At 55.0% G+C, this 12,955-nt stretch carries 11 protein-coding genes; 2 read left to right on the top strand and 9 right to left on the bottom strand.

The window, feature by feature from the left end:
* Nucleotides 1-35: 35 nt before the first annotated feature.
* Entirely contained in the window at nt 36-2,135 is a 2,100-nt protein-coding gene (locus AB5Z02_RS14700) for a hypothetical protein (protein ID WP_368216296.1), read from the bottom strand.
* Nucleotides 2,136-2,577: 442 nt separating this feature from the next.
* Here AB5Z02_RS14700 and AB5Z02_RS14695 point away from each other — a divergent pair, with 442 nt between their 5' ends.
* A complete protein-coding gene (locus AB5Z02_RS14695; protein WP_005338159.1) occupies nt 2,578-2,727 on the top strand; it encodes a hypothetical protein in 150 nt (49 codons plus the stop codon).
* Between the two features lie 182 nt (nt 2,728-2,909).
* Here the strand turns inward: AB5Z02_RS14695 and AB5Z02_RS14690 are convergent, their stop codons facing one another.
* A complete protein-coding gene (locus AB5Z02_RS14690; protein WP_368216295.1) occupies nt 2,910-3,686 on the bottom strand; it encodes a BPL-N domain-containing protein in 777 nt (258 codons plus the stop codon).
* Between the two features lie 344 nt (nt 3,687-4,030).
* Between AB5Z02_RS14690 and AB5Z02_RS14685 the strand changes: the two genes are divergently transcribed.
* Complete coding sequence (locus AB5Z02_RS14685; RefSeq protein ID WP_368216294.1) at nt 4,031-4,564, top strand: metal-dependent hydrolase; 534 nt, start codon at nt 4,031-4,033, stop codon at nt 4,562-4,564.
* Nucleotides 4,565-4,686: 122 nt separating this feature from the next.
* Here the strand turns inward: AB5Z02_RS14685 and AB5Z02_RS14680 are convergent, their stop codons facing one another.
* The 7 genes from AB5Z02_RS14680 to trpD all read right to left on the bottom strand — a co-directional run bounded on the left by AB5Z02_RS14680 (nt 4,687) and on the right by trpD (nt 12,942).
* The gene (locus tag AB5Z02_RS14680; protein ID WP_139407340.1) at nt 4,687-4,998 is read right to left on the bottom strand and encodes a hypothetical protein; all 312 of its coding nucleotides are present in this window, start codon (nt 4,996-4,998) and stop codon (nt 4,687-4,689) included.
* A 321-nt stretch (nt 4,999-5,319) separates the two neighbouring features.
* Nucleotides 5,320-6,480: a hypothetical protein gene (locus AB5Z02_RS14675; RefSeq protein WP_368216293.1), complete on the bottom strand. Its 1,161-nt coding sequence runs from the start codon at nt 6,478-6,480 to the stop codon at nt 5,320-5,322.
* Nucleotides 6,477-7,085 (bottom strand): DUF4365 domain-containing protein, encoded by a 609-nt coding sequence (locus AB5Z02_RS14670; protein WP_279489493.1) that lies wholly within the window; start codon nt 7,083-7,085, stop codon nt 6,477-6,479. Before AB5Z02_RS14670 ends, AB5Z02_RS14675 begins: the two co-directional genes overlap by 4 nt.
* 1,276 nt (nt 7,086-8,361) lie before the next feature.
* Entirely contained in the window at nt 8,362-9,168 is an 807-nt protein-coding gene (gene trpA, locus AB5Z02_RS14665; RefSeq protein WP_071911944.1) for a tryptophan synthase subunit alpha, read from the bottom strand.
* The gene (gene trpB, locus AB5Z02_RS14660) at nt 9,165-10,358 is read right to left on the bottom strand and encodes a tryptophan synthase subunit beta (protein ID WP_005347359.1); all 1,194 of its coding nucleotides are present in this window, start codon (nt 10,356-10,358) and stop codon (nt 9,165-9,167) included. The genes trpA and trpB overlap by 4 nt, the downstream gene beginning before the upstream one ends.
* A 47-nt stretch (nt 10,359-10,405) precedes the next feature.
* On the bottom strand, nt 10,406-11,914 hold the full coding sequence (gene trpCF / locus AB5Z02_RS14655) for a bifunctional indole-3-glycerol-phosphate synthase TrpC/phosphoribosylanthranilate isomerase TrpF (protein ID WP_368216292.1): 1,509 nt from the start codon (nt 11,912-11,914) through the stop codon (nt 10,406-10,408).
* Nucleotides 11,914-12,942, bottom strand: coding sequence for an anthranilate phosphoribosyltransferase (trpD, locus tag AB5Z02_RS14650; RefSeq protein WP_368216290.1), 1,029 nt, complete (start codon nt 12,940-12,942; stop codon nt 11,914-11,916). The genes trpCF and trpD overlap by 1 nt, the downstream gene beginning before the upstream one ends.
* Between the last annotated feature and the right edge of the window lie 13 nt (nt 12,943-12,955).

The raw sequence follows: 12,955 nt of genomic DNA, 5'->3' as shown, positions 1-12,955 counted from the left end.
ATGTGGGGCGGGCGCTTTGTTTTATGGGCTGGGTGCTAGCGAGTGTTCGCTTCCCCCAGCCGTGGGTTGAGGGAGAGGATCCGGGTCTTGCTGACCCGGTGGCGATAGATCTCCCGCAGATAGAGCAGCGCCTTTTTCACCGATTCGCGGCTGAGGCGAATATCGTTGATGGAGACGAACTTCTCTTTCTCGCGGATAAGCTCCCGATACTTCTTCTCATACATGGGCTTGATGGCGTACCAGTTGGTATCGAGGATCTTGGCCGGGTTCTCGAACTCGTTGAGCATGCTGTCGAGCAGCGCATAGTTCCACTCCTCATTGCAGATCATCTCGATCACCGCCTTGTCCAGATGCTCATCGAAGCGATAGTGATCCTTGGCAAAGCAGCGCTTGATAAAGGCCACGATCAGGGTCAGGAAGTCATCGCTCAGGCAGGGGCTCTTGACGATCAGGGTGGTGAGGGAGATGTTGGCCGACGCCCCGATGACCAGCGCATAGCGCTTGAGGGTGGTATTGGGGAAGAGCCCGTTGAGGTGAGACTTGAGCCGGTTGAGATCCATATAGGAGAGCTTGTACTCCTTGGGCAGGGAGATGATCGACACCACAGAGGAGCAGTTCTTGAAAAAGTGCAGCTCGTTGAGGTGGGCCGGGTCATGGCCACTTTTCACATAGTCGTCCAGATACTCCCGATAGTTGCCCGCCTCGATGGGCAGCAGACTGATCCCCTCGATGGCCTGGGTCATCTTGTTGAAGTGGGGCAGCTCGATGGAACGGGTGAAGAGATCGTCCACATTGAGCCCGTCCTCCTTGTCAAACAGGCCGCCGGGGGGCGAGATGGACTCGGCATACGCCACCGCCACCGGCCCCGCCAGACTCATAAAGAGGTCGTTGGCATCGAGCCGAATGGTCTCGCTGATATCGATGCCCGCCCGGCGAAAGTAGTTCTCGTCGTAGTCGGTGGTGACGGCCTGAGCGGTAAGAATGTTGAAGATCTGCTGGGAAATGTACTGGTTGGCGTACTTCTCCATGGTGTTGACGTCAACGTGCTGGATCTCGCCATCGTCGCTCTCTTCGGCGTAGCGCATGATGTCGTTGGAGATCAGCATCATGGCATTCCAGGGCCTGATCCTCTTGAGCATGCTGGCATCGCACGCCTGCTCGTTGTCGAAGTGATAGGAGAAGTCCCACTCCTCGGCCAGATACTTGCACAGCAGGCGCCCCGCGTTGATGTGCAGCGCTTCCGAGATCTCGATACCCCGATCACAGATATTGGGCAGGATGCAGATGCCGCTGGTGAAGATAGGGTCGAACATGAAGTGTTCCCCGAGGGAGAGGTGCTCCTCCTCTTCTGACGGGGGCGAAAAGGTCTTGCTCATGTAGGAGTACTGCTGGGCCAGCCCGAACTCGGAGGCCATGCCGGAGCCGGTGCCGCCCCCGGCACTGAAGATGTAGAAATAGAGGCGGGACTGGTTGGCCTTGATGCCGCAGGAGTCCACCAGATAGGTATGAATGGCCTGCCACTCGGAGTTGGCGAAGTAGTGGGGGCTCTTGTTGAGGATGATCTTGGCCAGATACTGGCCAAGGATGGGGGCGTTACCCGCGCCACCCGCGTGGATCTCCGACAAGTCCATCACCCGCATCTTGGCGTAGTCACGCAAGGAGCCACCTTCGCCGCTGCGATTGGAGTGGCGGATGCGGCCATCGATGTCCTTGTCCAGATCCCCCAGCATCACCATGGGCTCGATCAGAAAGACCGGCCGGGCCCCGTTGTTTGGCAGCCGCAGATTGCGCCGGATCCAGCTTACCGGACCAAACTCCTTCTCCCGCTTGCGTTGCTCTTCACTGTTGAACTCATTGAGATAAAAGCTGCGGGCGTTGTAGACCAGCGAGGCCACATCCTGCGCGATGTTCGAGCCGCAGCGTCCCAGCCCCACCAGACAGACGGATGGAAAGTTGTGGGGCACGGTGGCGCCCGTTTCACTCTCTCCGATGGCGGCCGGAAACACCGCGTGGCGCAGCTGTTCCAGATTGGCAAGAATGCGGGCCAGATCCCCTTCGGTGTAGTAGAGGTAACGGTTGCCTGCGTCCTGCTCATCATCCGTGTTGATAGGTAGCAGATCGATATGCTCGGTCATGAAAAAAGATCCCTCTTGGCGGCGAATGTATATAAATCAGCAGCTTTGGACTGCCCGCTAACTCTAGATGATAAAAAGCAGGGGCGCGGTGAGAGGAGGGCGAGAGTTGTGACTGTGTGAGCATGGGCACAGCAACACGCCTGAAATCTGCCGGTACTCCTCACCGGACGGATGGGGCAACGGCGCCCCATTCCCCTGAAAATGGGGACGACCACACTCAACAACGTGTTGGCCGCGTGCCGGATTATCCCGCTCTGAGCGGCCAGTTTCCCTTGCGCTGGCGTGGTGGAACAAACACGAAAAGAATTTTTAGATTGGTTTTACTATTTCCAATCGATTATTTGATTGGGCAGTAACGGCATTAGCGGTGTCAGATTAGGGGAGCAGGTTGGCCAACGCGCCGTCAGCCAGTCTTTACGCGGTCACACAAGGAGACACTCTGATGGAAACACTTGACCAGAAAATCGACACCATGCGAGAAGCATTTATGCAGCAGGAGCGCAAACAGGCCCACGACAAGTGGCAAGCCAGGGTCGAGGAGCTGCTACAGATACGGGGTGAGGAGAGACAACCGGAGGAGCAGGAAGAGTAGTGCTCGCTCCCGGGCGAAAGTTGAGGTAGCGAACGCTTCGTATCGGCTACCCGTTATCTACCACCGATAAAAAAACCACCGACCTTTTGCAGGTCGGTGGTTTTTTTATGGATTGCTGCCGATTGGCTGCCCTCACTTTCGGACCGAGCAATGGGGTCACATCCAGGGGCGTAGGGGCGCGACTACTTCGAATCGGTGACGGGCTCTTCGGAGAGCAACTCGTTAACGAGTCCTGTGGCTAAATAGATATTGGACTCCATCTTGTCGCCGTTCACCGCGTTCGCTTTCCACGATTCAGGGGCTTCGGGATGTGGCCCGGAGACGGCCACCTTGCCTTTGCCGTATGAGCTGATCAGCGCGGCAATCTGATGGTTTTGAAAATGGGCGATGACCTTGACCTGCTCGGGGCTTGGCACCGGCGTAAATTGCGGGCCGGCCTGGTAATACATCTGGCGCTCTTCACCAAGCCAGCTGATCGGGAAGATCCTGGCGCTAAAGTCGCCGTCATAATCATCGGATGTGGCAGGGACAAGGCCCAGCGCCGGCACAAAGCCCTCTTCTTCAGACCAGCCGGTGGATGCCACAAAGGCCCCCCCACAGATCCCGAGGTAGCGGCCACCATTCTGCAAATAGGTTTTTAACGCCGAACGCGCTGGCGGGGTAAACGCATTGAGGAGCGGCTCAACATCATCCTCTGTGCCGCCAACGATAAACACCCTGGCATTATCGAGCTCTGCAGGCAGCGCCTCGATATTGGAGAGATACCTGACTGGCAAGCCCACCTGCATGACCACATCCGCAATCGCCTTCGTGCTATCCCCATCAGAAACCGGCCCGTTATAGATCAGCGCGTATGGCTCTTGCTGCGGCAGCGCAGAGGCGGCCTCTGCCATGCACCCTGTCATTAACCAAAGGCTGATAACGCTCGCAATCCGCATGACGCTTTTTGGTACATTCATCGCTGCCACTATCCCTGTGATGTGAATCGAAGAGACTACTTATCACGATCCCGTTCTGCATGTCAGCCGCTGTTAAATGAACATTTCAGGTTAATGCGCCAACGCTCATTGGCGCTGCATTTAGCTAACTGCGAGCCAATACAGAGGAAACAAAGAAAAGAAGCTCAGCCCCTGCTTTGGGGACGCGCGCAACAGCCGTTTTCATCACTTCCTGAGTGACGCCTCTTATGGCTGATGGATAAGGATTCGAGGGAGGAATCAAGCAACATATGAGGGTGCACTTCACCTTCACTTCACCGAGCGGGGATAAGGTAGGCCAACGTTTTCAGTTGGAGCTTCACCCTATGCCCACCATCATCACCCACGCTGCCGTACCCCTCTGCCTTGGTCTCGGGCTTGGCAGTCGGATTATCCCACCGCGCCTGCTGCTGGCTGGGGTCGCCATCGCCATGCTGCCCGATGCCGATGTGCTCGCCTTCAAACTGGGGGTCGCCTACGGCCATGTCTTTGGCCACCGCGGCTTTACCCACTCCCTGTTGTTCGCCTTTGCCCTGCCCACATTGGCCATGCTGTTTCATCGGCAGCTTAGGGCGAGTGCCGCCACCGTCTGGTCATTTCTGCTGGTCTCTCTGCTCTCCCACAGCCTGCTCGATTCCCTCACCACCGGCGGCAAGGGGGTTGGCTGGCTCTGGCCGTGGCGTGACGAGCGTTTCTTTGCCCCCTGGCAGGTGATCCGGGTCGCCCCCTTCAAGCTGGAGGCTTATCTCACCGCCCGAGGCGAAGCGGTGATCCTCTCCGAGCTCTACTGGGTCTGGCTGCCGGGAGTTGTATTGATGCTGGGATTGATGGGGTGGCGGGTGTGGGGCAGGGGGCGGTAGTGGTGGGATGGGAAAGGTTTGTTGGGTATATCGTGGCTGAGCAAAAAAATCAAAACGTGGACACCCATCTCTTTTATTCTGACGATGTGACGTTCAGCTAAAAAAATGGGTGCCCTAATTTTTTATGCTTGTCGTTTGGATTTAATTTGAGCAAATGTTATAAGTGTCTGGCAAAATGCAACAACGTCACCCATCGTTCTAAGAGAGTGCAGAGCAGGCCCCCAGTTAGCAGGCTCACCTTCATAATGATGAACTTGCAACCAACCGCCCTGTCGTGCTGAATCATGAGTTGAGTTTTTAATTTGAAAGGCTATCCCATGCTTTTCTCTAGCTAAATAAACATCAAATTCAGCATCTGTTTCATTACCAGATACTTCATAGCCATATTCTTCACCAATTGATCTGATTAGGTTTTTTGCTAACTGACGGTCCATTATTTAATGCCTCTTTTTGGTTAATGTTAAAAATAGTGCGTTTTTAAATAAAATTACACAAAATTAAATTTAATTGTTTTAGCTACACCACAAAAACCCTAAATAATAAAAATGCTAGGCGGCATGATCCAGACTTAAATGCTTTGTTATGTTTATTTGTATCTATGATGCCTGAGGAAAAATGTGGACATCCATCTTCTTGTGCGCTGGCTATATAGCACCCTGCTCAGAAAGATGGGTGTAATGATTTTTGAAGCAATAGCATGTCAGCCGTATATCGCTTTAAACACTAAACGTCACTCATAGTAAAAATTCCACGTGTTACGAATCACCCTTAAGCGCTTTGTTAGAGCTTTCCTGCACCCTATCTAATTCCTCGAACTCTAGGTTCTCACATACTTGACAGTCAAAAAGAGATTTGAAATTAGCAGATATTCTATTTTTCATTTTGAGCACTTCCAAATCGCCAGTTAGAGTCAATACCTTTTTATTTACATGAGCCATAGCTATTATTGGATAAAGGTCGTCACTAACTGTGAATGAAACGCTGACCTCCCTTCCATGATATTTAGCCCTAAGCTTGGCTCGCCCCAATTCATCGTCATAACCTCTATGTAAATCAGCAACTTCACCAGAAAGTTGAATGTTTTTTTCGGTCTTCTTTGCTTTCAATACTTCTCGATATCCAACTATTTTCTGAGCATCGCTAGAGTATAATGATATTGGGTTATGGAATTTTTCTTCGATGAACTCTTTTGACGACCAATTAACTTTAATTTCAATATCCCTATGGGATTTGAAACCAAAAATATCTATTAACGCATCGCAATCCTTGTTATCTATTCCTAGCTCAAGTAGTTTCTGATTAATCGTATCAATATCTGATTCACGCTTAAAAACAGAGGAAACTTTAGACAGCTTTGAATAAAATAGCTTATTGATTATCCTACCAAGGGATGAAGTGCTATCAAACAAGTTAGGCTCTTCATCACTATTTATACGGTATAGAGGAGAATGGATAGCTACAACATAACTACCTATCTGAGTTTGTCCCATCCCAATATGGCTATAATAACTGCCCAAGTGCTTGTTCTTGTTCTTAAAACTTTTCATTTTGCTCGAGCAATGTTTAAGTAACTGGTAAGAAGAAGATAAAAGCTTTATACCATCATCAAATGGAATTGATCCATTTTGAACATCATCAGCAATTGCTCTCACCATTATGGCGTCAAAGTCCAACGGTGATATTTGTTTGATCAATGTATCATGGGGAACTTTCAGATATACGGATAGCTCTTCTATTGTATCTAGTAGAAGGGCGTCATAACGCTTATGGTCCTCACTCAAAGGTAGCGTTACCTCTGACTCAGGAAACTCGTAACTATGCCAAATCTGAAATGTGTCTCTAATTTCAGATGATTTGTGCCAGCCATTTTCCGCTAGGTACTTGGTTACATCATTCAAGGGTAATTGTATACTCATATTATTAACCCTCTAGCGCTGTATTGTTCCATCAACTCAATGAGAGTGAGATTGTTAAAAGCTTGAGAAAAAGGAACTTTAACTGTCACACTAGTTTTATTGCTGACTTCTGGTTCACCTTCAAGGCTAACCCAGTAACCTGAAAACCTTACATTCGACTGAAGTGATGAATGTTGAACCCACTCATGATTGTCCTGAGGACAGAAAACCACGATCAAAATCTTTGGGAGATCGTCAACTTCTCTTAGGTCATTGTAATTCTTTATAGGCAGAGGAAAGCTCAGCTCTTGTTTTGCCATGTCTATATATTTGTAGTTAGACGTGCACTTGAGTTGTGCCAAAATGCGAGGTTTTTTCCAACGACCTTGAAAGCCTTTACCAATGAGTTCGATATCGATACTCTCATTATCAGTAGTGGGCTCACTATAATTAATCTTCGCAGCTGCACACATCAACTTTACATAGGCAGAGCTAAATCGCTCTTGAGCATCTGTAATATGTAAGCCATAGGAAGCAGGAAGCCTAGCCAAGCTTTGTCCAGTTTCCAATAATGATTCATTTTCCATTAATATTCTCAAATTAAGTATAGAGATTTCATACATCATTCTAAACACAATGAAAATGCTCTATGAAAGCCAGAACGTTTTGTTAAGGGGATGTCAAATAAATTGCTTGGCTGGTCTGCGGATGCTGTGCTTTTTGAGGAGGGCGTGTGCTTGAACAGTCTGTTAATTTTATTATTCTCATCTGTTTAGCTCCAATACGGAAAATATCCAGTAACTGTTGACGGTCTTTGGCATTTATTTCTTTTATAACCATTATTTCCCCCTTTGGTGAATCTTTCTAAGGCTACTTTTAAATTTATTTATCCAGATTAGTTTTTTCTTTATTAATCAATTTGATTTGTAAGACATATAGTTCGCGTATGTTTGGCTAAAAAGCATAGGTTGGTGCTGAACGAAGTGAAGCCCAACGTTTACCGCGAATTGATATGAAATCTGTTTTACGGATCTACCACGTCCATGTTTATTGCGTTCTGCACCAACCTACAAAAAACCACGCTACCGCCCCTGAGTGACAGCTCCCAGTTCGCTGCTGTTAACCTGCGAGATAGCAACAATCGCTGTCATGGCGTTCTTCCGAGAGGTTGATTGTCATTCGGGTATCTTAAGGGGGAGGGGGTACGTTGAGAAGCGTGTTTTGGCGGGAATCTGTGTTGGATCAATAAATTAGTCATCGGTAGTATTCAATTTGAGCAAATTCGGTTGCCGTAGCTTCCCCTCACCCCAGCCCTATCCCAAGGGGAGAGGGGGCTTGTTCACTGTTGCAAGGTCGCCACAGGCTGGCACGGTTTTGATCCCCCTCTTATTCGCTGAGGCGAGTCCTCTTGTCCAAGCCGCGAGGCAGGACGCCGAGCGAGCGGCGCAGGGCTATGGGCAAAATCGGGAAAGGGCGAGCACCGCTCGACCCGATTTGGCGCGAGAACATGGATGTTCGAAGCGGGCTTTGGCCGAAGCCACGGACGGCGGAGGCCAAAGGCCCATCGGCGCGTGCCGTTGGACAAGAGGATGAGCCAAAGGTACCCGACGTCAGTCGGGCGAATAAGCGGGGAGAAGACCTTTGGTGTGATTTGCTAAAGAGAGCGGGTCTTTCCAAAGTCACTCGCCCGAGCCCGAAGGGCGGGCGAAACGCTGTCGAGGGCGGCGCCCTCGTGTCCTGCGTGGTGAAGCCGCGCCATAGCATCAGCATCAATTCCGCGAACGTCTGATTACGCTTCGCTAATCAGACCTACAAGGGGGGCACCAACCAGGGATGGTGGATAACAAAAGGGAGCCCGCTTGGGCTCCCTTGCTTGTCATGGGGGGGCGTTTGACTGAACGCTTAGCGCAGGGTCGCGGCCTTCATCCCTTCCACAAACTCTTTCAGACGAGTGAGCATATGCTCCGGGTTCTGGTGGTGGGTCTCGATGATCTTCACCACGGCGGAGCCGGAGATGGCACCGGCGGCGCCAGCGGCGATGGCCTCACGCACCTGAGCCGGTTCGCTGATGCCAAAGCCGAGCAGGGCGGGGGGGGCGTTGAACTCGCGCAGGGTATTGATGAGCCCCTCTACCGGCATGCCAGCCTTGGTCTCGGCACCGGTGACGCCAGCGCGGCTCACCAGATAGGTGTAACCATTGCCGAGCTCCGCCACCTGTTTCAGGGTCTCGGCGTCGCCATTGGGCGGGGCGATAAAGATGCTGTCGATGCCGAACTTGTCGGCGGCCGCCTTGTAGGGGGCGCACATCTGCACCGGCACGTCGGCGACCAGCACGGAGTCCACGCCCGCCTGCTGGCACTTCTCGTAGAAGCCATCGATTTTGCGCACATAGACCAGGTTGGCGTAGACCAGCAGGCCAATGGGCAGCTGCGGGTACTTGGCGCGGATGCGGCCAAGCAGCTCGAAGCAGTCGTCCGGGGTGGTGTGGCTGGCAAAGGCGCGCAGAGCGGCGCCCTGAATGGTGGGGCCGTCCGCCACCGGATCGGAGAAGGGAATGCCGAGCTCGAGGGCATCGGCGCCCCCTGCAACCAGCGCATCGACGATGGCCAGCGACAATTCGGGGGTGGGGTCACCCAGCATCACGAACGGCACAAAGGCGCCCTGATTGGCCGCATCCAGACGGGAGAAGAGTTGTGCGTAACGGTTCATGACAAGGTTCCTTCTTTCTCGAAAATGTCGGCAACGGTGAAGATATCTTTGTCGCCACGGCCGGAGAGGTTGACGATAAGCACCTGCTCTTTTTCCGGTTCACTGCGGGCCATCTTGAGGGCGTGGGCCAGCGCGTGGGAGGACTCCAGCGCCGGTATGATGCCTTCGGATTTGGCCAGCTCCTGGAAGGCGTCCAGCGCCTCCTTGTCGGTCACCGAGGGGTACTCGGCGCGGCCGATGGCGGCCAGATGGGCGTGCTGCGGGCCGACGGAGGGGAAGTCTAGCCCCGCCGAGACGGAGTAGGACTCCTGAATCTGGCCCTGATTGTCCTGCATCAGGTAGGAGTGCATGCCAAAGAAGACCCCCTTGCTGCCGTGGCCGAGTGGCGCACCGTGCTCGCCGCTCTCGATACCGTGACCACCCGGCTCGACACCGATCAGGCGCACCGACGGCTCATCGATAAAGTCGGCAAACATGCCGATGGCATTGGAGCCGCCGCCGACACAGGCGATCACCGCATCGGGCAAGCGCTCTTCTTTCTCGAAGCACTGGGCTTTGGCCTCTTCGCCGATCATCTTCTGGAACTCCCGCACGATAGTGGGGAAGGGGTGCGGGCCCGCGGCGGTGCCGAGCAGGTAGTGGGCCGACTCGTAGTTGGCGGCCCAGTCGCGCAGCGCCTCGTTGCAGGCATCTTTCAGGGTGCTGGAGCCTGAGTGCACCGGAATGACGGTGGCACCCATCAGCTTCATGCGAAATACGTTGGGCTTCTGGCGCTCGCAATCCTTGGCACCCATATAGACCCGGCACTTGAGGCCGAGCAGAGCGCAGGCCAGCGCAGTGGCGACGCCGTGCTGACCGGCGCCGGTCTCTGCGATGATCTCGCTCTTGCCCATCCGCTTGGCCAGCAGCGCCTGACCTAGCACCTGGTTGGTCTTGTGGGCGCCGCCGTGCAGCAGATCTTCACGCTTCAGATAGAGGCGGGTCTTGGTGCCCTTGGTCAGATTGCGAGTCAGGGTGAGCGGGGTCGGGCGACCGGCATACTCGGTCAGCAGGGACTGAAACTCGGCGATAAAGGCCGGATCATCCTTGGCATCGACAAAGGCTTTCTCCAGCTGGAGCAGGGCCGGGATAAGGATTTGGGGTACGTACATACCGCCAAATTCACCGAAAAACGGGTTGAGCAGGGTCATGGCTTCTTCCTTGTATTAGCTAAATCGAAACATCAAAAAGGGTTGCGTTACAGGTTGCGCAGTGCGCCGAAGGCGGCTGCAATCTTGTGCGCATCCTTCTGGCCCGGGGCACTCTCCACCCCGGAGTTGAAATCAAGGCCGAGGCAGCCGACTTGCGCCGCCTGCAGGGCGTTGTCGGGATTAAGGCCCCCCGCCAGCATCAGCTTGGCTTTATCGAGATGGGCCAGCAGGGCCCAGTCGAACGCCTGACCGGTACCGCCGCTCTGGCTGCCTACTTTGGTATCCAGCAGTAGCCGATCGGCCGGATAGTCGAGGGCGGGCAGCGGTTCGCCGCTTTCTTTGCCGAGAGAGACGCCTACGGCCTTCCAGATCTGGCAGCCCGCTGGCAGCAGTGGGCGCAGTTCCTCGATATAGGCAGCATCCTCATCCCCGTGCAGCTGCACCGCGGCGAGTCCCAGCGCATCCACCGTCTTGGCAATGGTGGCGGGCTGGGCGTTGCGAAATACCCCGACGTAGGAGAGCGGTGCACCCGCCATCACGGCGCGGGCGGCGGGGATGTCCACATAGCGCGGGCTTTTCGCCACAAAGATAAGACCCCCGAACACCGCACCCGCCTGATGGGCAGCGGCGGCATCCTCGGGGCGGGTCAGGCCGCACACCTTGTTCTGACCCAGTACCAGCTTGCGCACAGCCGCTTCCAAATCCGGCTCGGCCATCAATGACGAGCCCACCAGAAAGCCCTTGGCGTGTTGGCGCAGATCCGCCACCTGAGCGCGGTGATTGATGCCGGACTCGCTGATCACCACCCGATCGCTCGGAATATCTTTAGCCAGCTGTTTGGTGCGGTTGAGATCGACGCTCAAATCCCGCAGATCCCGGTTGTTGATGCCAATCACCGGCGCTCCCAACGCGATGGCACGGGTCAGCTCCTCCTCGTTGCTCACTTCGGTGAGCACGCCAAGGCCCAGCTCCTTGGCCACCGCGAACAGGGCGCGATAGCCCTCGTCGGTGAGCACCGAGAGCATCAAGAGGATGGCGTCCGCCTGATAGTGGCGGGCCAGATAGACCTGATAGGGGTCAATCATGAAATCTTTGCAGAGCACCGGCTGCGATACGCGACCTCGCACCCGCGGCAGGAAGGCGAAATCCCCCTGAAAGAACTTCTCGTCCGTCAGCACCGAGATGGCGGTGGCGTATTTGCCATAGATGTCGGCGATCGCCTCCGGGCTGAAGTCGTCGCGGATCAAGCCCTTGGAGGGGGAGGCCTTCTTGCACTCCAGAATAAAGCGGGTGGAGCCCGCCTTGAGCGCGCCGACGAAATCCCGATCGCTGGGGGTCAGTGCGCTCTGGAAGCTCTCCAGCGGTTGGGCCAGCTTGCGGGCGGCAACCCACTCCTGTTTGGCCGCCACGATCTTGCCGAGAATGGTCTGGCTGATGGAGGCCATGTTCAGAAATGCATGGGGGGCAATAAGGTCTGACATCTCGTTATCCTTGCGAAACTGGCTCTTGCCCTGTGGGCGTTCTGAATGACTGCTGTGCAATGTGGTGGCTGACATCATGCCTCCTGATGGCCCGCTTCCTGATGGCTTAAAGTGGCGAGCCGAGCGGCCAGATCCGCTGCCTTGCCGCTCGCCAGCACCGCTAGCACCTCGGCCGCCGCGCTCTTGAGATCTTGCGCCTTGCCCGCCATCAGCAGCAGTGGCGCCACATTGGCGGCAATGGCGGCGTTGTGGGCCGGGGTGCCACGCCCCTCCAGAATGGCGGCGGTGATGGCGCGGTTCTCTTCAGGCTCACCGCCCTGAATGGCGCTGACCGGATAGGTCTCGAGGCCAAAGTCGGCTGGGGTGAGCAGAAATTCGCGGATCTCGCCGTCACGGATCTGGGCTACCTGGGTCGGGCCGTGGATGGCAATTTCATCCAGCCCTGCGCCGTGAACCACCATACCGGTTTTCAGCCCCAGTGCCAGCAGGGTTTCTGCGATGGGGCGCACCAGCTCGGGGGCATAGACCCCCATCAGCTGATAGGTGGGGCGAGCGGGGTTGATAAGCGGCCCCAGCACGTTGAACAGGGTGCGGGTTTTGAGGGCCTGACGCACCGGCATGGCGTGGCGCACCCCGGCGTGGTACTGGGGGGCGAACAGGAAGCAGATGCCGAGCTCATCCAGGCAGCGGCGCGCCTGCGCCGGGCTCATGTCGAGCTTGATGCCCATTTTGTCCAGCAGATCGCTCGAACCCGACTTGCTCGAGACCGAGCGGTTGCCATGCTTGGCCACTTTCAGGCCGCAGGCGGCGGCGACCAGTGCCGAAGTGGTGGAGACGTTGATGGTGTTGAGGCCATCGCCACCGGTGCCGACGATGTCGCAAAATTCATAGTCCGGACGCGGGAAGTCGCGCGCTTCTGCCAGCAACGCTTCGGCGGCGCCAGCGATCTCCTCCGGGGTCTCCCCCTTGATCTTGAGGGCAGTCAGCAGGCTTGCGAGCACAATGGGATCCACTTCGCCACGTACCACCTGGCCGAAGGCATCGCGGGTACTTTCACGGCTCAGAGACTGACCCTGATAAAGGGTGTTGAGATGTTGATGCATGTTGGTCTCCTTA

It is taken from the genome of Aeromonas sp. R2-3, from assembly GCF_040908375.1.
Classification (GTDB): Bacteria; Pseudomonadota; Gammaproteobacteria; order Enterobacterales; family Aeromonadaceae; genus Aeromonas; species Aeromonas veronii.
This window is presented reverse-complemented; position numbering and strand designations above follow the sequence as displayed.